At 65.0% G+C, this 21,895-nt stretch carries 21 protein-coding genes; 10 read left to right on the forward strand and 11 right to left on the reverse strand.

All coding sequences use genetic code 11. The features are described from left to right. Positions 1 to 281: 281 nt before the first annotated feature. Entirely contained in the window at positions 282 to 803 is a 522-nt protein-coding gene (locus AB3X99_RS25090) for a hypothetical protein (protein ID WP_069267451.1), read from the forward strand. 18 nt (positions 804 to 821) lie between these two features. On the opposite strand, the gene AB3X99_RS25095 is transcribed toward AB3X99_RS25090, so the two are convergent. Then, a complete protein-coding gene (locus AB3X99_RS25095) occupies positions 822 to 1,256 on the reverse strand; it encodes a hypothetical protein (RefSeq protein WP_069267452.1) in 435 nt (144 codons plus the stop codon). Positions 1,257 to 1,468: 212 nt separating this feature from the next. Here AB3X99_RS25095 and AB3X99_RS25100 point away from each other — a divergent pair, with 212 nt between their 5' ends. The 7 genes from AB3X99_RS25100 to AB3X99_RS25130 all read left to right on the forward strand — a co-directional run bounded on the left by AB3X99_RS25100 (position 1,469) and on the right by AB3X99_RS25130 (position 9,182). Then, entirely contained in the window at positions 1,469 to 2,170 is a 702-nt protein-coding gene (locus AB3X99_RS25100; protein WP_342946641.1) for a CDP-alcohol phosphatidyltransferase family protein, read from the forward strand. Continuing rightward, entirely contained in the window at positions 2,167 to 2,976 is an 810-nt protein-coding gene (locus AB3X99_RS25105; protein WP_368618471.1) for a 2OG-Fe(II) oxygenase, read from the forward strand. The genes AB3X99_RS25100 and AB3X99_RS25105 overlap by 4 nt, the downstream gene beginning before the upstream one ends. Beyond that, positions 2,973 to 3,983: a flippase-like domain-containing protein gene (locus AB3X99_RS25110; protein ID WP_368618472.1), complete on the forward strand. Its 1,011-nt coding sequence runs from the start codon at positions 2,973 to 2,975 to the stop codon at positions 3,981 to 3,983. The genes AB3X99_RS25105 and AB3X99_RS25110 overlap by 4 nt, the downstream gene beginning before the upstream one ends. Before the next feature lie 27 nt (positions 3,984 to 4,010). Continuing rightward, positions 4,011 to 4,790 (forward strand): NTP transferase domain-containing protein, encoded by a 780-nt coding sequence (locus AB3X99_RS25115; RefSeq protein WP_368618473.1) that lies wholly within the window; start codon positions 4,011 to 4,013, stop codon positions 4,788 to 4,790. Positions 4,791 to 5,020: 230 nt separating this feature from the next. Continuing rightward, the gene (locus tag AB3X99_RS25120; protein WP_368618474.1) at positions 5,021 to 6,424 is read left to right on the forward strand and encodes an MFS transporter; all 1,404 of its coding nucleotides are present in this window, start codon (positions 5,021 to 5,023) and stop codon (positions 6,422 to 6,424) included. 135 nt (positions 6,425 to 6,559) lie between these two features. Next, a complete protein-coding gene (gene ggt, locus AB3X99_RS25125; protein ID WP_069267488.1) occupies positions 6,560 to 8,290 on the forward strand; it encodes a gamma-glutamyltransferase in 1,731 nt (576 codons plus the stop codon). A gap of 349 nt (positions 8,291 to 8,639) precedes the next feature. Then, the gene (locus tag AB3X99_RS25130) at positions 8,640 to 9,182 is read left to right on the forward strand and encodes a LuxR C-terminal-related transcriptional regulator (protein WP_342946325.1); all 543 of its coding nucleotides are present in this window, start codon (positions 8,640 to 8,642) and stop codon (positions 9,180 to 9,182) included. A gap of 18 nt (positions 9,183 to 9,200) precedes the next feature. Here AB3X99_RS25130 and AB3X99_RS25135 read toward each other — a convergent pair whose 3' ends face one another. The 3 genes from AB3X99_RS25135 to AB3X99_RS25145 form a co-directional block, all read right to left on the reverse strand. Then, complete coding sequence (locus AB3X99_RS25135) at positions 9,201 to 9,392, reverse strand: hypothetical protein (protein ID WP_368603617.1); 192 nt, start codon at positions 9,390 to 9,392, stop codon at positions 9,201 to 9,203. A gap of 34 nt (positions 9,393 to 9,426) precedes the next feature. Further along, positions 9,427 to 11,130, reverse strand: coding sequence for an FAD-dependent oxidoreductase (locus tag AB3X99_RS25140; RefSeq protein WP_368618475.1), 1,704 nt, complete (start codon positions 11,128 to 11,130; stop codon positions 9,427 to 9,429). A 173-nt stretch (positions 11,131 to 11,303) separates the two neighbouring features. Continuing rightward, positions 11,304 to 12,122, reverse strand: coding sequence for a LuxR C-terminal-related transcriptional regulator (locus AB3X99_RS25145; RefSeq protein WP_069267460.1), 819 nt, complete (start codon positions 12,120 to 12,122; stop codon positions 11,304 to 11,306). A gap of 229 nt (positions 12,123 to 12,351) precedes the next feature. Here AB3X99_RS25145 and AB3X99_RS25150 point away from each other — a divergent pair, with 229 nt between their 5' ends. Beyond that, positions 12,352 to 13,374, forward strand: coding sequence for a VTT domain-containing protein (locus AB3X99_RS25150; protein ID WP_069267461.1), 1,023 nt, complete (start codon positions 12,352 to 12,354; stop codon positions 13,372 to 13,374). 42 nt (positions 13,375 to 13,416) lie between these two features. Here the strand turns inward: AB3X99_RS25150 and AB3X99_RS25155 are convergent, their stop codons facing one another. After that, positions 13,417 to 14,844, reverse strand: a complete 1,428-nt coding sequence (locus AB3X99_RS25155) for an MFS transporter (RefSeq protein ID WP_368618476.1) — start codon at positions 14,842 to 14,844, stop codon at positions 13,417 to 13,419. A 287-nt stretch (positions 14,845 to 15,131) separates the two neighbouring features. Between AB3X99_RS25155 and AB3X99_RS25160 the strand changes: the two genes are divergently transcribed. Beyond that, the gene (locus tag AB3X99_RS25160) at positions 15,132 to 16,157 is read left to right on the forward strand and encodes an aldo/keto reductase (RefSeq protein ID WP_368618477.1); all 1,026 of its coding nucleotides are present in this window, start codon (positions 15,132 to 15,134) and stop codon (positions 16,155 to 16,157) included. Positions 16,158 to 16,184: 27 nt separating this feature from the next. Here AB3X99_RS25160 and AB3X99_RS25165 read toward each other — a convergent pair whose 3' ends face one another. From AB3X99_RS25165 to AB3X99_RS25190, 6 genes are all read right to left on the reverse strand, one after another. Then, complete coding sequence (locus AB3X99_RS25165) at positions 16,185 to 16,361, reverse strand: hypothetical protein (RefSeq protein ID WP_154677984.1); 177 nt, start codon at positions 16,359 to 16,361, stop codon at positions 16,185 to 16,187. A gap of 574 nt (positions 16,362 to 16,935) precedes the next feature. Next, a complete protein-coding gene (locus AB3X99_RS25170; RefSeq protein WP_069267464.1) occupies positions 16,936 to 17,637 on the reverse strand; it encodes a carbonic anhydrase in 702 nt (233 codons plus the stop codon). Positions 17,638 to 17,978: 341 nt separating this feature from the next. Then, entirely contained in the window at positions 17,979 to 18,812 is an 834-nt protein-coding gene (locus tag AB3X99_RS25175; RefSeq protein WP_368618478.1) for an ABC transporter ATP-binding protein, read from the reverse strand. Positions 18,813 to 18,849: 37 nt separating this feature from the next. Then, on the reverse strand, positions 18,850 to 19,677 hold the full coding sequence (locus tag AB3X99_RS25180; RefSeq protein ID WP_368618498.1) for an ABC transporter permease: 828 nt from the start codon (positions 19,675 to 19,677) through the stop codon (positions 18,850 to 18,852). Between the two features lie 54 nt (positions 19,678 to 19,731). Beyond that, positions 19,732 to 20,595 (reverse strand): ABC transporter permease, encoded by an 864-nt coding sequence (locus AB3X99_RS25185; protein ID WP_069267467.1) that lies wholly within the window; start codon positions 20,593 to 20,595, stop codon positions 19,732 to 19,734. A gap of 21 nt (positions 20,596 to 20,616) precedes the next feature. Beyond that, complete coding sequence (locus AB3X99_RS25190; protein WP_069267468.1) at positions 20,617 to 21,693, reverse strand: ABC transporter substrate-binding protein; 1,077 nt, start codon at positions 21,691 to 21,693, stop codon at positions 20,617 to 20,619. Between the last annotated feature and the right edge of the window lie 202 nt (positions 21,694 to 21,895).

The following is a 21,895-nucleotide window of genomic DNA, read 5'->3' on the forward strand; positions in this document are numbered from 1 at the left end:
TCGACCAAGGGTGGTCTTTTTTCATCTGTTTTTACGCGGCTCTCGGGCCGCGTTTTTTTTGCCCGCAGGAAATTATTTTAAATTAATGCGCAAGGCGGAATGATGCGTTGCGGAAAACGCAATGATTAAAATCGCCAGTCGATATTCTGCTTTGGTGGCGCGATAATCCGAATTGGCTGGATAGAAAGACGCGGCGCCCGACGCGCGACGCGATCCGGGTAGAATCTTGCCCTTGCCCCGCGACGGGCAAGTCCCCCGCAGAACCCGATGAAAACCCCGCGATGACCGATTCCTCACCCGCAACCGATTCCGATTTCCCCGCCGATGACCTCGCCGCTGAAGCCGAGGTGATCCAGGAGGCGCGCCTGTGGCGCAAGGACGGCTGGACCGCGCGCGTGATCAAGAATGAGGACGACGACGGCTGGGCCGTCGAAATGATCAAGGACGGCGAGCCTGAGCCTGCACTCGTCGGCCCGTGGACCATGGGCCGTGACAAGAAGAATCCCAAGCCGCTCGACACGTCGGCGTTCAACACGCTCGTGAAGACCGCTTCGGAGGTGCTGCGCCGGCACGAGCAGCAATTGCGCGCACTGCTGCACAAGCGCGTGAGCGTGCAGACCGCCGAAGGCGATGTGGACGTGACGCTCGACATCGTTCCCGACGAGTACGAGCCCTACGGGCTCATCAGCGCGATCGACGCGTTCGGCGAGCAACTCGCTCAGGCGCGCGTCGCGCCGAACTTCAAGCTCACGAAAGCCCGCGCCGAGGCCTGGGCCGAAGGCGGTTTCGGGCGTATCGAATAACGCTCAAAGCCTGCCCGCTTACTCCTGCTTGCAGAAGATCGCTGTTAATAGCGGTCCGGCATGGTGGACGATGGCGTTATTGCCTGCCGCCGTGAGGGCCGCCTGCACCCTCGTCTGGGTGCCGACCACGACGGCGCCGTAGGCGGAAGGGGCGATGGGTGTGCCGTCGCCGGTCTTGAAGAGCGGGTCGTCCTTCTGGAAACCCACGATGGCGAACACGCTGAAGCCATAGGCGGTCATGTGCTGGCCGCGCGCGGGCCAGAATGCGTTGATCGAATTGCTTTCGACCTTCATGGGCTTCGGATCGATCAGGTTTTGCGTGATCAGCCCGGAGATGAAGTCGTGTGCGGACTCGCTGCAGGTCAGCGAATCGTCGATGGCGGCGGCGCGGGCGTTGCCGGCGAGAAGCGTCAGGACAGCGAGAAAAAGGGCGGCAAAGGTAAAGCGTTTCATTACGTGAATGGCGAAAGTGCGTGCGCCGGAGCCGTTGGACGCAAAACGTCCGGGCTGGCGCGAAGGGTTGCACTCTACGCGTGTTCGGGCAACTTCGCTTGCGGCGCCGCGGGAGCCGATCTAGCGCTTTGCCTTACAGAACCACAAGCAAAAAGTGGGACGATCGTCGGAATACCTGCAAGATTTCTGGAAGGCGTATATATTGCGCGGTTATGACCGAAAAAGACAAACCTGTAAAAATGGCTCCGAAAGCGGTGCCGCCGCCGCGCACGTGGGACGCTCGCGCGGCGCGCTGGCTTGTCACTCCGCTTGTACCCACGCGCGTTACCCCGAATCATCTGACCACGCTGCGACTCCTGATTGGCGTTGCCGGCGGGTTTTTTCTGGCGCGCGGAGACTTTCTGCACGTCAATATTGGCGCGTTTCTGATCGTACTGTCGAATTTCGTCGATCATACCGACGGCGAACTGGCGCGTATCGGCGGTAAAACCAGCCGCATCGGGCATTTCTACGATCTCGCGGCGGACGCGCTCGTCACCGTCCTGCTGTTCCTCGGCATGGGCTACGGCCTCGGCGTCGTGGCCGCCCACACCGGCGCCGAATGGCATGCGCCGCCGGCCGTGCTGGGCGGCATCGCGGGCGTCGCGGTCGCCGTGATCTTTTTCCTGCGCATGCGCATCGAGGAAATGGCCGGCAAGGCGGGCACCCAACAGGCGTTCGCCGGCGGCTTCGAGACCGAAGACGTGCTGTATCTGCTACCCCTTGTCACGCTGACGGGCGTCGTGTCGCCGTTCATTATCGCGGCTTCGATCGGGGCGCCGTTGTTCGCCATCTGGGTGGTGCTCGACTATGTGCGCGTGACGCGCCGCCTGCGCCCCGCCAAGGAAACCCGCCAGGTGTGGAGCAGCAGATGAGCCTGCAAGCAGAACAAGAACAGGTCGTAGCGCCGCGCGCCCCCGCGCCAGCCCGCGCCTCACGCGCGGCGGCTGGCGAGCCGGACGGCGCGATCGGCCGCGCGCTGCAACCGCTGAACACCGCGCGCCTGCGCGATGACTATCAGAGCCAGGGCTCGTTCCTGTATCTCGCCGATTTTCTGCCCGCCGACGCCACGCAACAGTTGATCGACGCGGCCAACGCGCTGCTTCCCGAAGTCAACCGCAACTATCTGCCGGGCCACAAGGCGGGCGGAAGCGTGAGCCGTCACACCATCGACCGCCTCGCGCCGTACATCGCCGAGCTTTACCGCTCGCCGCAGCTCATCGCGTGGCTCGAAAAGATCACGGGCGACCGCCTGCAGCTTTCGCCCGAAGACGACCCGCACGCTTACGCTCTCTATTACTACACGCGCGCCGGCGATCACATCGGCTGGCATTACGACACGTCCTATTACGACGGCCGCCGCTATACGGTGCTGCTCGGGGTAATCGACGAGTCGTCGTGCAAGCTCGACTACGAACTGCACACGAAAGACCCGAACAAGGCGGATGAGCCGGGTTCGGTGCAATACCCGCCGGGCGCGCTCATCGTGTTCGACGGCGACAAGCTTCGCCATCGCGTCACGCCGAGTCTCGAAGGCGAAGTGCGCGTTTCGCTCACGCTCGAATACGTGACGAACCCGAATATGCGCCCGTGGCGGCGTTTCATTTCGAACATGAAGGACGCGATTGCGTACTTCGGTTTCCGCCAGGTGTTCCGCAAGGCATTCGGAGGCAAGGCGTGAGCCGTGCTGCCATCCTGTTGCTGTCGATCGGCACGGCGCTCTTCATTGCGCTGCTCGCCTGGCAGGGGCTCGGCTCGGTCACGGGCGCACTTGCGGCCGCGGGCTGGGGCCTCGTCCTCGTCGCGGCGTTCCACGTCGTGCCGCTCGCACTCGACGCGGGTGCGATCGCCGTGCTCTTCGGCCGGGACGAGCGCGTCGATCAGCGCGATGCATTGCTCGCGCGGTGGACCGGCGAATCGGTCAACAGCCTGTTGCCCGCGGGCCAGATCGGCGGCCCCGTGGCGATGGTGCGCCAGCTCGGTCAACGCGGCATGTCGATGCGCAATGCGGCTGCGGCCATCACCGTGAGCACGACGCTGCAAGCCGTCGCGCAGATCGTCTTCGCCGTATTCGGCATCGTGCTTTTTTCGGCCTACGCCGCGAATGGCGCGCCGCGCGACCTCGGCGTCGCCGCGCTGATCGCGACCGCCGTGCTCGGCGGCCTGATCGCGCTGTTTTATGTCGCGCAGCGTCGCGGTCTGTTCGGCCGCCTGCTGCGTCTGGCATCGAAAGTGTTCGGCAAGCGCGACTGGTCGGCGCTTGCCACGCGCGCCGACGCGATCGACGAAGCCGTGAAGTCGCTTTATGCCCGGCGCGGCCGCGTGGCGGCCAGCTTCGCGCTGAGCCTCGCGGGCTGGCTCGTGGGCACGGTGGAAGTGTGGCTCGCGCTGCGCTTTCTCGGCCATCCCGCAGGCTGGATCGATGCGCTGCTGCTCGAGAGCATCGGCCAGGCGATTCGCGGTGCGGCCTTCGCCATTCCTGGCTCGCTGGGCGTGCAAGAGGGCGGTTATCTGCTGCTCGCGCCGCTCGTCGGCCTGCCGCCCGAGGCGGCGCTCGCGCTCTCGCTTGCCAAGCGCGCGCGAGAAATCCTGCTCGGCTTGCCGGGCCTTCTGTATCTGCATTTCAGCGAACGTAGCTGGCAACGCCGACGCGCCTTGCGCGTCTCCGCTGTCGAAGTCGCCGATTGACCTTTTTCTTCCAAGGAACGTTTGCGCATGCGCGCCATCATTCTCGCGGCAGGCCTCGGCCTGCGCCTTCAGCAACCCGCTGGAGAACAGTTTCCGAAATGTCTGCTGCAGTTCGAGGGCGTGACGCTGCTCGAACGCCATCTGCAATTCCTGGAAGAGGCGGGTGTCACGGAGGTCGTGCTCGCGCTCGGTTTCCAGCCTGAGCTGGTCGAGGCCGAACTCAAGCGCATCGGCTGGCCGCACAAGGTCGAGGTCGTGATGAATCCGCGCTTCGACCTGGGCAGCGTGCTCACGGTACATCGCACGGCAGAGGCGCTTACGCGCGGCGGCGATGTGCTGCTCATGGACGCCGACGTGCTCTACGACGAGCGCGTGTTCGCACCGCTCGTGGCGGCCGGGGCGCCTGCCAACCGTCTCTTGATCGACCGCGACTTCGAAGCCGGCGACGAGCCCGTGAAGCTGTGTCTGCGCGACGGCGTGCCCGTCGAACTGCGCAAGCAGCTGGCGGTCGGTCTGAAATACGACACGATCGGCGAGTCGGTGGGATTCTTCCGCCTGAACGAAGCGACGGCGCGCCGCTTTGCGCAGATCGTCGAAGGCTATGTCGATACGGGCCGCGCGAACCTGCCGCACGAAGAAGCGCTGCGCGACCTGCTGCTCGAACGCGGCAGCGAGTTCGAAACCGCGGACGTCACCGGCGCGCCGTGGATCGAGATCGACTTCCCCAACGACGTCACGCGCGCCGCGCAGCAGGTGCTGCCGCAACTGCGTCCCGTGGTGAGCCGCGTGAAGCAGGCCGCTATCTAGAGCGCATCTGCGCGGATTGCCTCACGCAGATTGCTTGAATCAGGCCGCGAGGTCTGTCTCCGCATGAAGGCGGAGGCGGGCTTCGCGGCTTTTATTTTTTGCGCGCGCGTTTGCTGCGTGGCGCACACGCAAAGGGCGCCGCTTCATCTGTTGCCGGGTTCCCGTTTTCCGCAACAAGGGCCATAATGGCAGCTTTACGCCATCAGCCACGCTGATCGTCGTTCCTGCCCATGCCATTAGCCCTCGGCACATTCATCGTTCCGCTCATTGTCGCGTGCTCGATGTTCATGGAGAACGTGGACGGGACGGTCATCGTCACCGCGCTCCCCGCACTGGCCCGCGATCTCGGCCAGGACCCCATCACACTCAAGCTGGCCGTCACGAGCTACGTGATCGGCCTTGGCGTGTTCATCCCGATCTGCGGCTGGGTGGCCGATCGCTTCGGCTCGCGCAATGTGTTTCGCACTGCCATCGGCATCTTCATGGCAGGGTCGCTGTTGTGCGCGGCTTCGCGCTCGCTCGAGATGTTCGTGGCCGCCCGCTTCGTGCAGGGTATCGGCGGCGCGATGATGGTGCCGGTGGGCCGGATCATCATTTTCCGCTCGCTGCCCAAATCGGACTTCATTCGCGCGGTCAACTATCTCACGGTGCCCGCGCTGCTCGGCCCGGTCGTGGGGCCGCCGCTCGGCGGGTTCATCACCACGTATCTGCACTGGCGGCTGATTTTCTTCATCAACATTCCGATTGGCGTGCTCGGCATCTGGCTCGCGAACCGGCATATCGAGAACATGCACGAGGAGCATCCTGGGCGGCTCGACTGGGTCGGCTTCGTGCTCTCTGCGGGTGGGGCGTCGCTGTTCATGCTCGGCCTCTCGCTCGTGGGCGGCGAGATCGTGGCCACCGGCACCGCGGTGACGATGTGCGTGATCGGCGCGTTGCTGCTGGCGGCCTATTGGTTGTATGCGCAACGTGTCGAGCGACCCGTGCTCGATCTGAAATTTCTGCGCATCCCCACCTTCAATGCGAGCGTGGCGGGCGGGTCGCTGTTTCGCATCGGGCTCGGCGCCGTGCCATTTTTGTTACCGCTCACGCTGCAGGAAGGGCTCGGCATGACGGCGTTCGCTTCAGGCGCCATCACTTGCGCTTCGGCGTTCGGCTCGATCTTCATGAAGGCGATCGTCTCGCGCGTGCTCGGGCGCTTTGGCTTTCGCCGCACGCTGATGGTCAACGCGGTCCTCGCGGGCACGGCCATCGCGATATGCGGCTCGTTTTCGCCGGGCATGCCCGTGTGGCTCATCTGGGTCATCGTGCTCGCGGGCGGGATCTTTCCTTCGCTGCAATTCACCGGCCTCAATTCGCTCGCCTACGCCGATATTCCGACGCGCGACATCGGCCGCGCCACGAGCGTGGCAAGCGTGATCCAGCAGGTGTCGCTCGGCCTCGGCGTGACGATCGCGGGCCTCGTGCTGCAGATCTCGCACCGGGTGCAAGGGCATTCGGCCATTGTCTGGTCCGATTTCTGGCCCGCGTTTCTCGTGGTCGGGCTCTTTTCGGCAGCGTCCATTCCGGTGACGATGCGTTTGCCCGCGAATGCGGGCGACGAAATTGCGCGCGGCCGGCGCGGCGAGGCCTGATCCAGTCCAGAACGGACGCCGTCTTGCACGGCAGCGGAATCAGCGGATCGCCGGATCGCAATCGTTTTCCTGGCGTGCTATAAGGCCAAGGCAGGTTTCTGGTAGGCCAACAAACCGAATCATGGGGTGAACTCGATGAAGCTGGTTGAAAAAACGAAAATTTCCGCTGCCGCTCTCGCACTGCTTTCGCTATCCGCCTTGTCCACGGGCTTCCTCGAAGCCACGCCGGCCTTTGCGAAGGATACGCAGCAACGCCCTGCGGTCCTCAATGCATCCGCCGTGGCCGTTGCCGACAAGTACGCGGCCGACGCCGCCGAGCAGATCCTCAAGGAGGGCGGTAACGCCGTCGACGCGGCGGTCGCCATCGCCTTCTCGCTCGCCGTGACGTACCCCGAAGCCGGCAACATCGGCGGCGGCGGGTTCATGACGCTCTACGTGAACGGCAAGCCGTACTTTCTCGACTATCGCGAGCGCGCGCCGCTCGCCGCCACGCGCACGATGTACCTCGACGACAAGGGCAACGTGATCCCGGGCAAGAGCCTTTACGGCTACGACGCCGTGGGCGTGCCGGGGACGGTCGAGGGCATGTGGGAGGCGCAAAAGCGCTTCGGCAGGCTGCAATGGAAGCAGGTGCTCGCGCCGGCGATCAAATATGCGCGCGACGGCTTCGTCGTGGACGAGCAGCTCGCGAAGCGCCGTGAGGCCGCGGAAAAGGACTTCGCCGGCAAGACCAATTTCGATGACTACTTCGGCAACCTGAAGGAGGGCGTCACGTTCAAGCAGCCCGATCTCGCCAATGTGCTCACGCGCATTGCGAACCAGGGCGCGAAGGACTTCTATGACGGCAAGACCGCGGATCTGATCGCCGCTTCGATGAAGGGTCACGGCCTCATCACGAAGCGCGACCTGCAGGAGTACAAGGCAGTGTGGCGCCAGCCCGTGGAGGCGAAGTGGAACGGCTACGAGATCATCACTGCGCCGCCCCCGAGCTCGGGTGGCGTGGGCCTCGTGCAGCTGCTCAAGATGAAGTCGATGCTGGCGCCGCAATTCAAGGATGTGCAGCTCAATTCGCCGCAGTACATCCATCTGATCGCGGAGATCGAGAAGCGCGTGTTCGCGGATCGCGCGCAATATCTCGGTGACCCCGACTTCTACAAGGTGCCGGTCGCGCAGCTCACCGACGACGCGTACCTCGCGAAGCGCGCTGCCGAAGTCGACCCCGACAAGCCATCCGACACCAAGAGCGTACAACCGGGCCTCGGCACCTCGATGCCTGAGAAGGCGGAGACGACGCACTTCTCGGTGGTCGACAAGTGGGGCAACGCCGTTTCGAACACGTACACGGTCAATGGCTACTTCGGTTCGGGCGTGGTCGTGCCGGGCGCCGGCATCGTGCTCAACGACGAGATGGACGATTTCGCGTCCAAGCCCGGCGTGCCTAACATGTTCGGCGTGGTGGGCAGCGACGCGAACGCGATTGCGCCGAAGAAGCGTCCGCTTTCGTCGATGACGCCGACCATCCTCACGAAGGACGGCAAGGTGGCGCTCGTGATCGGTACGCCGGGTGGCTCGCGCATCTTCACGTCGGTGTTCCAGGTCATCAACAACAACTACGACTTCGACATGCCGTTGAAGGACGCGGTGGCGGCGATGCGCTTCCACCACCAGTTGCTGCCGCCCAACACGATTTTCTGGGAGCCGTATGCGCCGATCGACGGCGAACTCGCCAGGCAGGTCGAGGCGAAGGGCTACGTGCTGAAGGCGCAGGACTTCAACGGCGACATCCAGGCGATCCGTATCAACGGCGATACGCCCGACGCGGTTTCCGATCCGCGCGGCCGTGGCGTCTCGCGTCTGATCCAGTAAAACCGCGACGCCGATGCGAAACGATGCGCCGCGCATGAAAGCAAATCGTTTCGCATCGGCAAGCTGGCATGAGGCGGCAAAAGGTTGCATGACGTGAGCGTTTGTCCTCAAATCTGGGGATGCCGCTCCGTAATTCATCGCGTACTATGCAACCTCCGGCGGAAGACAGCCCTTTGCCGGCGTGTGTTTTTCTTGGGGCGGCGTTTGCCGCCCCATTTTCTTTTCGGCATGCCCGCTTCGCGCTTCACAGTCGCACTGCATATTGAATCCGTCAGGCGAGGTCATTAAGCTCTGACGTTTGCGTCGCCGCGCAAGCGAGGCGCGCGCCCACTTTTCATCGCACCCGAGCATGGACCTGACGAGCCGCGAACTCGCGTTGATCGCCGACGTCTTCAAGCTGCTGGCCGACCCTATCTTGCCCGAGGGTGCCTTGCGTCTCGAAGTGGGGCGGCGCCTGCTCGAACTGCTGCGCGCCGACGGCCTGCATGCGGGCGCGGACCTGTTCGTCTGGTCGGGCGAAGAGGATCTCGATCATCTGCGCATCGGGCGCGGCAAGCGGCGCGAGCATCTTTCCGATCGGGAGCTGGCGCTGTTCGATCTGGTGCGCCCGGCTTTCATCGCCGCGCTGGCGCGCTCGCGCGCGCAGACGGGCCACGTTCAGCCGCCGCCAGCCGACCCATCCACTGCGGATAACGAAGCGATCAACCGCTTGACGCGGCGCGAGCGCGACGTGGTCGCGCTCGTGGTGGAAGGGCTGCTCGACAAGGAGATCGCCGAGCGGCTAGGCATTTCCTATACGACCGTGCGCACCCATCTCGATCGTTCGTTTCAGAAACTCGGCGTCAGCAACCGCTCGCGCCTCGCGCGACTCGTGCAGTCGACGCAGCGCTGAGGCGTGCCGCGCTTGCCCTTATTCCGGCACGGCTGCCGAAACGTTCTTGCCCGCGGCGTCGATCAACCCGAGGCAGGTTTGCGCGTTGCCGATCCGCTCGATCGCGAGCAGCGCGAAGCGCGCAAGAAAGAGCGGGCCGTTGACTTCGCCCAGATTGGTCATGGTCTTGCACAAGTGCGTGTAGACGGTGTCGAGTTCGCTGTCGGTCATGGCTTTCTCCATCTGTACTTGATTCCGCCAGCGCTCAGGCGCACAGCGCATGGTCAAGGGCGGCGAGCGCCTGCGTGGCGACTGTGCCGGCTTCGCCGTGCCAGCGGCCGAGCACGTGGCCGTCCGGGCGCACGAGGTAGAGCGTGCCGGGCTTGGCGCCGTACATCGGGAACAGGCGTCCTATTCGGTCCCAGCCGCTGCGGCGTGATGCGTCGTCGGGCTGGCGCTGTGCGAGCGGCACCAGCGCGAACGGCAGCGCGCGGGCGGCCAGCGTCGTTTCGAGCGCGGCGATCGGGGCGGGCGTCGCGCCATCCTCGCTGAAGTAGAACGCCGTAAAGCATGGCGCGATCAAGTCGGTCATGTGCCCTTCACGCACGCCAGCCTGATCGACGATCGTGAGCGGGCATTCGGGCAGCACCGTGCCCGGCACCGGACCGCTCGCGAATGCGTCGGAGGCCGCGTTGAGCGGCGAGGCCGCGTAGGCGATGGCCGAAGTCTGGCGCGGATTGATCAGCGAGCGCACGGCGGCGTGCTCGCGCGCGAGGCTCAGCACGGCGGTGCGCATCAGGTCGAAGGCGAACGACGGCGGCGCCATGAATTCTGTGCTCTTCGTGCCATAGCTCAGGTTTTCGTGCGCGGCGTAGACGCGCTCATCGGAGTAGCTGTCGAGTAACGCGTCGCTCGCGAGCCCCTTCACGACATACGCGAGTTTCCACGCCAGGTTGTCGGCGTCGTCGATGCCGGAGTTCGCGCCGCGTACGCCGAAGATCGGCACGAGATGCGCCGCGTCGCCCGCGAACAGCACGCGGCCGTGGCGATAGCGCTCGAGCGTGAGCGCATTGGCCTTGTAGATCGTGATCCAGACCGGCGACCACGATGCTTTCTCGCCCATCATGTCGAGCAGGCTCTGCACGCGCGGCATGACGTTTTCGGGCTTGATCGCTTCGTCGGCGTCCTCGCCGTCGCGCAGCTGATAGTCGATGCGCCAGACGTTGTCGGGCTGCTTGTGGACGAGCACGGTCGAGCCGGGATTCGACGCCGGGTCGAAATACGCGAGCCGCTCCGTGGGCCGCGCGCTGTCGAGCAGGATGTCGACGATCACATAACGGCCCTCATAGCTCGTGCCCTGAAGCTTCAGGCCGAGCGACTCGCGCACCGTGCTGCGGCCGCCGTCCGCGGCGATGAGCCAGTCGGTCTGCGCGGTGTAGTCGCCTGCGGGCGTGGAGAGCGAGAGCGTGGCGCCATGCGCGTCCTCTTGCAGGGCCGTCACCTTCGTGCACCAGCGAATGTCGATCAGATCGGCGTGCCGCTCCGCCGCGTCGAGCAGGAACTGCTCGATGTGGTACTGCGCGAGGTTGACCATCGGCGGGAGCTTCTGGTTTTCGTCCTGCGGCATCGTGAAGTGCAGCACTTCGTCGTTGCGATAGAAGCTGCGCCCACCGGTCCACGGCAGACCTTTGGCGAGAAAGCCGTCGAGCGCGCCGAGGCGCTCGATGATTTCGAGGCTGCGGCGCGAGATGCAGATCGCGCGGCTGCCGTAGCAGACCGATGCGTCGGCTTCGATCAGCACCGAGCGCACGCCGTGCTTCGCGAGGCCGAGCGCGATGGCGAGGCCCACTGGACCGCCGCCGACGATCGTCACGGCGTGGCGTTGCGCTTCACGGCTGCCTTCGAGTTCGGGCAGGCGGGCGGCGTGCTGCCTGGCCTCGAACGGATAGGGTTTGAATCCGGCGCTCATGGGGATTGCGTCTCCGATACGTAAGTCTTGTGCTTGCCGGCATGCCCCGAGCGGGGGCGCTGGCGATGAAGTCAGTATGGAGCGCGAGGCGCGGCCCGCTGTCCTCAATTTGGGTACAGGGGGCTTACGGGGAAAATTTGCGCAGTGGTTTTTTTCGCGCTTGCGGCGGATGTTTAACCGTGATCCGTCGCGAGACAAAGCGCAAACAGCTGCCGCTGGCTCGAAATGCCCAGCCGCTGATACGCGCGTTTCTGATAGGTCACCACACTGCTGGGCTTCACGCCCATACACTCGGCGATTTCAACGGCGCTGCGTCCTTCGAGCACGCCGCGCAGGGCGTCGAGTTCGCGTTTGGAAAGCGTGGGGCAGAGCCCGCGCAGGCGCGCGAGCATCATCTGAGGAATGCCGAGCTGGCTCTGGCCGCGAATCGTGTAGTGATGCCGGGCCGACTCGCCGATCAGCGGCGCGAGCGATTCGACCAGTTCCACTTCGCCCGGCTGAAAATTGCCGGCGTCGCTTTCGCGGTACAGGTTCACGGAGAGCCAGATGTCGGCGGCGGGCTGCAGCAGCAGCGAGAGCCGGTCGGATACGTTGGGCGTGGCGTAACACGCGGTGCGATAACCATCGTGCGCGATGTCCGCGCTGCTTTGCCAGTGCAGCACGAGCGACGAGCCGGGCTTGTCGGCCGAGGCGCCGCAAACGATCTGCTGATTGCCGTCGAGCGCGTAGAAGAGGCGCGCGTAGGTGTCGGCGACGTCGCGCAAAAAGCGCCCGCCGCGATGATCGGCCACGGAAACCGTGCGCGGCCGGTTGCCGAATTCGTAGGCGAACACGGTGCACTGCGTGACCGACGTCGCCGGGCCGAGCATGTTCAGCACTTCGGCGGCGAGTGCGTTGGCGTCGTCGCGGCCGATGGCCGAAACGAGGCTGGTGACGCGCGAGAGGTCTAACTGACCTGCCTGCCTCGGTCGATCGAGATGCCAGTAACGCATGTGTCTTGACGGAAAACGGCTGGAAAAAGCAACTTTTACGAGATTAGCACCGTTTCGCATCGCCGCGAAAGCGCCGGCAGCGGGGCCGGATCGCCCGCCCGATGCCGCCGCGAAGCCTGCGTCAACGAGAGCAAGGAATGGCACGTTGGGGTAATCTCCACCCTCGGCCGGCGCGGTATGCGCGCCACGTTTCCTTACCTGAATATCCCTGCGCGCAGGTTATCTCGAAATGTTGACGCTCCCCACCGCGATTCCACCCGATTTCGGCGCCGGAGCGGTCTTTCTCAGCGTACTCGTGACGCAACTGGGCGTGCCCGTCCCGGCCGCGCCGGTGTTGATTCTCGCGGGCACGATGGCGGCGAGCGGCGAGACGTCCTACGGGAGCCTGCTGGCGGCGGCCGTGATCGCGACGCTGCTCGCGGATTCGCTGTGGTTCGCCGCAGGCCGCAAGCGCGGGCGGCGTCTGCTCAATGGGCTCGTGCGTTTTTCGCTGTCGCTGGACACGACGATCCGCATCGCGCGCAACGTATTCGAGCGCTACGGCGCGCCCATTCTCGCGGTGGCGAAGTTCGTTCCGGGGCTCGGCCTGATTTCCGCGCCGCTGCTCGGCACGACGACGGTGGCGGTTCACGTCTTCCTGCTGTGGGACACGGTCGGCGCGGCGTTGTGGGCGGGCACCTGGCTGCTCGGCGGCGCGGCGCTGCATGCGGAAATCGTGCGATTCGCGGCGTTCGTGCGCGCGAACGGCATGACGATTTTCGACGTGCTCGCCGTGGCGGGCGTGCTGTTCCTCGCCTGGCGCTGGCTGCGGCGCATGCAGTTCCGCCACTGGCTGGCGACGCACCGCATTTCGCCCGATCAGCTCGACGAGATGATGAAGTCGAGTGCACCGCCCATCGTGCTCGACGCGCGTCCGCAAGCCGTGCGTCAGAAGGAGGCTTACCGCATTCCCGGCGCGCGGCCGCTGAATCTCGAATCGAGCGAAGAACTCTCGCCCGAGCTGATCGGGCGTCCGATCGTCGTGTACTGCGTGTGCCCGAACGAGGCGACGGCCAAGCGCATCGTCGATCAGTTGCGCAACAAGCACATCTATCACGCGCGCGCGCTCAAGGGCGGGCTCGACGCGTGGGAGCGCCACGGTTATCCGGTCGAGCCGCTGTCCAACGAGTTTCACGCGGCCCATGCCCATGCCGATGAGCTCGAAGCGGGCGAGGAAGCCGAATACACCGTGCGGGCAAGTCTTTCCAAATAACGGTGGTCCTGCCGCCGCGCGTTGTCAGGCGCGCGGCGGGACCTACGCGCGCTGCCTGCGCGAGCCGCCGCCCACGTTCTGTCCCGCATCGCGCGCCATCTGCGCATAACCCCACACCGAGATCAGCGTGAGCACGCCGGCCGCGAGGAAGGCGAGCCGGAAGTCGTCGAGCGTGAACACATGGCCCGTGGTTTCGCCGTTCAGGTTCGCGGCCACGCGCAGCGCGAGCGCGCCGAACGCAATGCCAAGGCCGATCGTCATCTGCGCCGCGGCGCTCCAGAGCGTGCTGGCCGCGCTCATTTGCGGCTGCGCGACGTCGGCGTAGGCCAACGTGGCGAGGGTGGAAAACTGCATCGAGCGCGCCATGCCGTAGACGAACACGACGACCAACACGATAACGAGCGGCGTGCCGGGCGTGAGCAGGCCGCACGCAATCAACGAGACACCGGCAACGCTGACGTCGACGACGGAAACGAGCCGGAAGCCCCAGCGTTCGAGAATGCGCGTCGTGAGCGCCTTCATGCCGAGATTGCCGAGCGCGCTCGCGAGCAGCAGCAGGCCGGACTTGAACGCCGAAAGACCGAAGCCGATCTGGAACATCAGCGGCATCAGATACGGCGCCGCGCCGATGCCGATACGCGTGATCGAGCCGGTCACGATCGTGACGGAAAAGGTCGGAACCTTCAGCGTGGAAACATCGACGAGCGGGTATGGATGGCGTTTCGCGTGCACGAACGCGACGACCCCGATCGCGACGCCTGCCGCCACGAGCGCCATTGCGCGCCACGGATTCTGGCCGACCTGGCTCGCGAGTTCCGCGCCGTAAAGGATGGCGGTCAGCGCGGCGCCGCTCAGCACGAGCCCCGCGACGTCGAGCGGCCGGCGCTGTTCGCCGCGCAGGTTCGGCACGATGGCGGCGATGGCCGCGAGCACGGCGATGCCGAACGGCACGTTCAGCAAAAAGATCCAGCGCCACGACGCGTAGGTCGTGATGAAGCCGCCGATGGGCGGTCCCACCACGGGCGCGGCGATAGCGGGCCAGGTGATCGTCGAGATCGCCTGCATGAGCTTGCTTTTCTCGGTGCTGCGCACGACGATCATGCGCCCGACCGGCACCATCATCGCGCCGCCAATGCCCTGCAGGATGCGCGCGCCCACGAACTCGTCGACGTTCTGCGAGATCCCGCACAGCACGGACGCCACCGTGAACGTGACCACGGCGCTGAAGAACACGGTGCGCGCGCCGCAGCGGTCCGCCACCCAGCCGCTGGCCGGAATGAAGATGGCGAGCGCGAGCATGTAGGCGGTCACGCCAAGACTCAGGCTGTTCGGGCCGATGCCGAACGAGCGCGCCATCTGCGGCAGCGCCGTGGCGATCACGGTCGTGTCGAGGTACTCCATGAAGAACGTGGCGGCGACGAGGTACGGCAGCCAGCCGACGCCGGGGGAACGTTGTGCGGGAGCGGTCATTGCGCCTCCACGCAGCAGCGGAGAATCAATGCGATCTTGTTACGGAGCATGGGCAGGCAGCGGAGATATTGCCGATCGGTACGTTGCGGACCGGATAGTGAAGCACAAAGCCCGCGGCGAAAGGCGACAGTTTCCATCAGGCAAAAGCATCTGTACAGCCGCGCGGCGGTCCGCGGCGCGGCGAGCCGTTCGCCGTGTGACCCGCGCGGCAAGCCCGAATCGAAGCGCGTAGACTCGTCCGCTGTCGGCATCACATCGTCAACCCGTTGATTAATGGAGAGTCGGAAATGGAATACCGTTTTCTGGGTGCGTCCGGAATGAAGGTGCCGGTGCTGAGCTTAGGCACCGGCACGTTCGGCGGCAAAGGCGAGTTCTTCGAGGCCTGGGGCGCAACCGATGTCGCCGAAGCGCGCAAGCTCATCGACATTTGCCTCGACGCCGGGGTCACGATGTTCGATACGGCCGATATCTATTCGAGCGGCGCGTCGGAGTCGGTGCTCGGCGAGGCGCTCAAGGGGCGCCGCGACAAGGCGATCATCTCGACCAAGGCGACCTTCCGCTTCGACGACGAACCCAACAACGTGGGCTCATCGCGCTTCCACCTGAAGCGCGCGGTCGACGCGGCGCTCAAGCGTCTGCAGACCGACCATATCGACCTGTTCCAGTTGCATGGATTCGATGCGCGCACACCGGTCGAAGAGGTGCTGTCCACGCTCGACGAACTGGTACGCGCCGGCAAGGTTCTCTACACGGGCGTGTCGAACTTCTCGGGCTGGCACCTGATGAAGTCTCTGGCCGTGGCTGATCGCTACGGCTATCCGCGTTACGTCGCGAACCAGACGTACTACTCGCTGATCGGCCGCGACTACGAGTGGGAGCTGATGCCGCTCGGGCTCGACCAGGGTGTGGGCGCGGTGGTGTGGAGTCCGCTGGGCTGGGGACGGTTGACGGGCAAGATCCGGCGCGGCCAGCCGCTGCCGGAGAAGAGCCGTCTGCACAAGACGGCGGAGCAGGGGCCGCCGGTGCCGGACGAATACCTCTTTCGCGTGCTCGACGCCATCGACGAGATCGCGCAGGAAACCGGCAAGACCGTGCCGCAGATCGCGCTGAACTGGCTGCTGCAGCGGCCGACGGTCGCGACGGTGCTGATCGGCGCGCGCGACGAGGCGCAGTTGCGCCAGAATCTCGGCGCGGTCGGCTGGAACCTCACGCCCGAGCAGGTGGCCAAGCTCGACGCCGCGAGTGCTGTGCGGCCTGTGTACCCCTACTGGCACCAGGAGGGTTTTGCCGAGCGCAACCCGTCACCGGTGTAATGAGTCGCCTCGCCCGGTGAGGCTTCATCAAGCCGCTTCGGTCTGGCGCAGGATCTGGGTCGCGCCCAGATGCAGCGCCAGCGCGAAGAACTCGCGCTCCGCGAGATTGAGGGTCTTCGCGGCGGCCATCGCGCGGTAATGATCTTCCGGGTGCAGGAACAACTTCACTTCGACTTTCGACTGACGGTTCTGCGCGGACTCCATGGATGCTTCTCCTTCGGTAACCGGGCGCTCGGCCCGTGACGGGTGCGAAGCCCATTACCGGGCGTCCATACGCGCAAAAGCGCGCGCCGTTTGCCGCGACGTGAATAGCAGCATGAAAACGGCGATGACGCGGAGTGGGCCTTTCAAGTTCGCCTGCCGCGGCGCGTGCGCGACGGCAGGACACGCGCGCTGAACTAGCGAAGCGTGGGACGACGCAATGCGCCGGTAGTGCGATTGAAGCCGGGATGAGACAGGTGATGCGACGGCGGGGCAACGTGCTGCATAGCGACCAACCTCCGGAATTCTTCTTCTTGTGCGGCAGGGCGCCGCATGTAGTACGGGCCAGAGTGTAGTCGGGTTTTGTCCTAGGGTAAACCCCTAATTCGAAAAGAATTATTGCGCAGATTGAGAAAATCGCCCGACAAGACCTGGAAATGCGCTGTGGACGCACTTCAATTCATGCGGAATGCATAAGGGGAGTGTGAATGGGGCGGCGTGAGTCGCCGCCCCGGCGCTGGCCAGAAGTGAGCCTGGCAGTCAGCGTGAAGGCGTGGGGCGCATCAGCGCCCGGCCATTATTCCTCGACGCGCTTGCGCAGGCGCGCACGCGCTTCGCCGAGCGACAGGAACTTGCCGTGTGCTTCGTCCAGCACAGTGACCTTGCCGTGGCCGATGTCATAGACCCAGCCCTGCAGTTCGAGCTGGCCCTGGGCCACGCGCGCCGCCACGGCGGGGTGCGTGCGCAGGTGCGTGAGTTGCAGGCGGACGTTTTCTTCCACGAGCGCCTGAACGATCTGGTCGTCGTCCAGACCGCGGGTTTTGACCACGCTGCGCGCGGCTTCCGCGTTGCGCAGCCACGCGTGCACGGTGGGCATGTCGGCCGTGGCTTCCGCACCCGAGGCGAGCCCCTTCATCGCGCCGCAATCGGTATGGCCGCACAGCACGATCTGCTTCACGTTGAGCGCGAGCACCGCGAACTCCACGACGGCGGAAACGCCGCCGAGCATTTCGCCGTACGCCGGCACGATATTGCCGATGTTGCGGCACACGAACAGATCACCGGGCTTGGCCTGCGTGATCATTTCCGGCGAAACGCGCGAGTCGGCGCAGGTGATGAAGAGCGTGTGCGGCGCCTGGCTGTGGGCGAGGCTGCGGAACAGCTCCTTGTTGCCCGGGAAAACGTGATGAGTGAATTCTTCCACGCCGTCGAGCAGGTGTAACAGGTCGCAGCCGCACGAATCGGAGTGACCGTCGTGCGAGTGGGTGTTGTCTGGCATGGATGTTTCTCTCTTTATCATGAATCGACACTATCGAATGGCAACAGCGGGAGTTTACGCTGAGCCGACCCCTTGCGGATCGGAAAACTTCGCGTCACGTTGCCCCGGACAGCCGTTTCCCCGGTACTCAATCGTCGAACCCGCGGGATATGCCGACAAACCGGCAGAAAAGACGGCTAATTACCGGAAAGCGTGCTGCTGCGAAGGCGCTGACGCGTCGTGCGTTTCCGTTCGAAAGGAGATTTTCTCACGCCGGGCGCAATTGGCACACCCGCGGTGTCGCCGGCGATGTCGGGATCATGAGGAAGGAGGAGCCGCGACCGACCAGTCGGTCGGCGCGCTCACCACGCCATGCGCCATTGACCTGATGATTGGCCAGGGGTGTCGGGCAACAGCGTGTCGCCGGGCGGTGTCGTGGCGTCCGAGAAGTCGGAGAGAATCTCGTCGCGCAGCCGCACGAAGCGCGGATCCGCGCGATCGCGCGGGCGCGGCAATGCCACGTCGACGATGCGACGAATGCGGCCGGGGCGCGGCGCCATCGTCACGACGCGCTCGCCCAGGTAGATCGCCTCGTCGACATCGTGCGTGACGAGGATCATCGTGATGCGTTCGCGTTCCCAGATGCGCAGCAGTTCGTTTTGCAGACGGCTGCGCGTGAGGGCGTCGAGTGCGCCGAAGGGTTCGTCGAGCAGCAGCACGCGCGGGCGATTGACGAGGCCGCGCGCGATCGCCACGCGCTGCGCCATGCCGCCCGAGAGCTGATGCGGATACGTCCGCTCGAAGCCCGTGAGGCCCACGAGTGCGATGTGCTCGGCCACCGCGTCGTGTTTTTCGCGTGCCGACAGCGGGGCGTTGCGCAGTGCCGCCAGGATGTTCTGTTCTGCCGTGAGCCAGGGAAACAGACGATGATCCTGGAACACGATGCCGCGCTCGAGCGAGGTGTCGCCAACACGTTCGCCGCGCATCATGATGGCGCCGCTATAGCCCGCGTCGAGGCCGGCGATCAGGCGCAGCAGCGTGGATTTTCCGCATCCGCTCGCGCCCAGCACGCTCACGAATTCGCCGGGGCGCACATGCAGCGTCACGTCGTCGAGCACGACGAGCGTGGACTCGCCCGTGCCGTAACGCTTGCTCACATGCAGAATGTCGAGTCCGGCGGGTTCAGTGGCGCTCATCGGCTTTTCTCCAGTTTCTGTTGATTGGTAGTCCGGATCATTGGGCGGTGATGTGCAGCCGCGCCAGCACCGTTCGCTCCACGCGCCGAGCGAGCGCATTGAGCGCCCAGCCGATCGCGCCCACGACGACGATGCCGCACAGCACGAGGTCCATGCGGAACTGCTCGCTGCCGTCGATCAGAAGATTGCCGATGCCGCTGCCCGCCACGAGCAGATACTCCGCGCCGAGCGTGGCGAGCCACGAATAGATGAGCGCGAGATAAAGGCCAGTAAAAATAGAGGGCAGCGCGGCGGGCAACAGCACGTAGCGGACAAGCTGCAGGCGCGAATAGCGCAACGCCCGCGCGAGTTCGACGTATTTGCGTGGCACGGCGTGAATGCCGTCACACGTATGGGCGGCAACCGGGAGCAGCGCCGCGAGCGAAAGGAAGACCACCTTGGCGGCGTCGCCGAGCCCGAACCATACGGAAATGAGCGGAATCCATGCGAACAGCGAGATCTGCTTGAAGGTGTCGAAGCTCGGCCCCACGACGCGTGCGGCGATGCGCGAAAGACCCAGCGCGCCGCCCAGCAGGAACCCCGCGGTCGCGCCGATGGCAAAGCCGCAGGCTTCGCGGGCAAGCGACGCCGAAAGCGCGCGGAACAATGCACCGCTTTCGATTTGTTCATAAGCGGTGCGAATCACATCGCCGGGACTCACGAGCAGGCCGCTTTTCACGAGATGCGAGGCGCTCAAGGCCCACCACAGCGCGATGGCGACGAGGGGCAGCGCGGCGCCACGTAAATCGACAGTGCGGCGCGGCCTCGCTTCGGTGGCCGCGTCACAGGCGCAATCGGGACGCGCGGATGCTCGTGCAAGCGACATCTTCATGGCGAATTCTCCCTTGTCCTCAATGGCGGCAGTTATTCATCGTCAGCGTCAGCCGCGAAACGCCGAAGGCGTGCCGCGCCGCAAACGTCGCTCGAGCACATCGAGCAGACGATTGATGACGAGGCCGACCGCGCCCACGACGACCACTGACGCCATCACGAGATCGAGCTGAAAGAGCTGGCGGCCATACACGATCAGATAGCCGAGGCCTTCCGAGGACGCCACGAGTTCGACGACGACGAGCGCGAGCCACGCCTTCGTGAAGGCCAGGCGCACGCCGGTGGCGAGCGTCGGAATCGCCGCGGGCAGCACGAGCCTCACGATGCGTTGCCAGCGGGTGTAGGCGAACACGCGCGCGACTTCATCGAGTGCAGCGGGTGTTTGCCGAAAGCCCTGCATGGTGCTGAGCGTGACGGGCACGAGCGCCGCGTGAGCGATGAGCAAATACTTGAGCGGCTCGCCCACGCCGACGAGCAACAGCAGAAACGGCAGCCAGCCGAGCACGGGAATCTGCACGATCGCGTTGAAGCTGGGCAGCACCCACGCTTCGAGTGTGCGGGAGAGCCCGAGCGCACCACCGATCAGGAACCCGAGCGCGGTGCCGCCGGCGAAGCCCAGCAGCACGCGTTGCAGGCTGATCAGCGTATTGCGCGCAAGCTCGCCACTCTGGGCGAGGTCGACGAAGGTTTCATAAACGCGCTGCGGCGCAGGCAGGATTTGCGGCGCGATCCAGCCACGCGCGCAGCCGACGCTCCACAGCAGATACAGCATCGCAGGCAGCAGCCAGGGCGCGAGATGCCAGGTGCATGCGCGCAGTACGCTGCGCCAGCGCACGTGCGCGCTCGTCGTGTCGAAACGTGGTGTTGCTGCACGCGGCGCGTCCGAAGCAATCGTGATCGCGGTTTCCGTCATGATGCGGCTCCTCTCGCGTGCTCAGCCCAGCGGCTTGCCGGCGGCGTCGTAGCGGGTCCAGTAGTGTTCGAGCTTTTGCGCACGCAGCGCGTTGTCGAGATAGCGCGGCTCGAACCACGAATCGACGTCCACGGGCTGGCGGATCAGCTTCAGGCGCAACGCGTCCTGCGCAACGGCTTTGTAGCGCGCCACGATGAACGGATCGATCAGCGGCGAATTGCGGTACTTCAGCGGCTGGTCGCCGAATTCGGCTTGCCAGGACGAATAGCTCACGCCGCTCTTCGCCCAGAGCTTGAAGAGCGCGTCGCGGTTTGCTTCATCGGACGACCATTGCGCCGCCTGCACGAAGACATTGACCACGCGTTGCACGATGTCGGGGTGTGCCTTCTCGAAGCCGTCGAGCACGAGCAGATGCGCCTGGCGCGTCAATTGCGGGCCGTCATGCTGCGATTCGTAGACGATGCGAACGAGCCCCTGATCGCGCAGCCGGTAAAGGTGATAGTCGTTCACCGAGGCGTCGATGCCTTTCGATGCGAGCGCCGCGAGCGAACTTGCGTTGTCGAGGTTGATCACCCGTAGCGCGCGCTCGTCGAGCTGGTTCTCCGCGAGCGCGTTGTCGGCCACGAGTTGCAGATTCGTGCCGCGAAAAATGGCGACGCGCCGGTCCTTGAGGTCCTTGATCGATTTGATGTCGGAATCGGCGGGCACACCCACTTTCACGCCGGAGCGCACGCCCGACTCCAGCAGGATGCGGGTCTTGAGGCCGTTGGCGCGCGCGAGCACCGAGGGCAGGTCGCCTTGATACGCGAAGTCGAGTGCATTGTTGGCAATGGCCTCGTTCACTGCCGGACCCGCGCCTTTGAAGAAGAGCCACTCGACCTTGATGCCGTCGGCGGCGAATTCCTTTTCGAGCAACTGCTGGCCGCGCACTGTGGCAGCGGTCGAACCGCCGAAAGTGGGCGGGTCGCCCGCGCCTTGCTGCGCGACGCCGATGCGGATCACGGCGGGCTTCTCGGCCGCAGCATGCAGGGAGACGAACGAAAGCGCAGCAAAAATCAGAAACTGCGGCAGGTACTGCAATACGCGATGTGAACGCATGGGCAGGTCGGATCTGGGTGACGAAACGGGGTGCGCGGACTGGCGGGCTTGCTTCGCTGTCGTTGCCGTTGGGTCATTCTTTTCCGGGTTTGCCGATGAGGACAACCAATGATTCGAGATTTGCATTTCTCGACAAAGGCGCTGCGCTTTTCGGGGAAGGTGAACGGCAGGGCGCATACATGGTAGTGGAACGTGGCCCGTG

Source organism: Paraburkholderia sp. BR10882 (assembly GCF_040948855.1).
Classification (GTDB): Bacteria; Pseudomonadota; Gammaproteobacteria; order Burkholderiales; family Burkholderiaceae; genus Paraburkholderia; species Paraburkholderia nodosa_A.